1 protein-coding gene and 1 pseudogene are annotated in these 575 nt (G+C 46.1%); both read right to left on the bottom strand.

Translation table 11 applies throughout. The annotated features are described in order from the left end of the window. The coding region (locus R7Z49_RS26605) for a YdcF family protein (protein ID WP_318112660.1) at positions 1-429 on the bottom strand (429 nt) is incomplete at its 3' end. Next, positions 426-575 (bottom strand): annotated as a pseudogene (locus tag R7Z49_RS26600) (SDR family NAD(P)-dependent oxidoreductase); the annotation flags it as partial. The pseudogene R7Z49_RS26600 and the gene R7Z49_RS26605, both read right to left, overlap by 4 nt.

Below are 575 nucleotides of genomic sequence, written 5' to 3'. Positions count from 1 at the left end.
CGAGTAGGGCGATTGCCATTGCTTCTCAAACGTAGCGATGGCGCGGCGTTCCATAAATGGCTTTTGCACTAAAATAATAGATTCGCATTGGATGCCTTTCTCTTTTAATAACTGCTCGGTGAAACGGACGTTTTCTCCACTATTGGTTGAACGTGTTTCTACTAAAATGGCATCGCTTGGTACGCCAGCTAAACGCGCAATGTCTGCAAATGTTTCGGCTTCACTTTTTTCAAACAACCCATCCGTAAAACGGCCTTCACCACCGGAGAACACAATCAATGGTGCGAGTTTTTGGTGGTAAAGCGCAGCGGCGTGCTCAGCAACTCGCACGTCGTTACTGCACATAACAAACAAGCAGTCGGCAGGCTTTAAATCCTGTTTGAGCTGCATGTAATCCCAAAGCGTTTCTATATGTTGATATAACTTCATAGTGCATCCAGCGTTGAATTGAATCGGAATTGATACCCAAGTGAAACCAGCTTGTCCGCTAAGATGCGTTTATCGGCATCTTCTGTGACGGGAGGTAGCGAAATCTCTGCGCCACTTTTGGTGATTGCTGCTTGGTAAAACTCAGC

This window comes from Vibrio sp. 1562 (genome assembly GCF_033340155.1).
Classification (GTDB): Bacteria; Pseudomonadota; Gammaproteobacteria; order Enterobacterales; family Vibrionaceae; genus Vibrio; species Vibrio alginolyticus.
The sequence above is the reverse complement of the archived record's forward strand: the minus strand, read 5'-3'. Positions and strand labels throughout refer to the sequence as shown.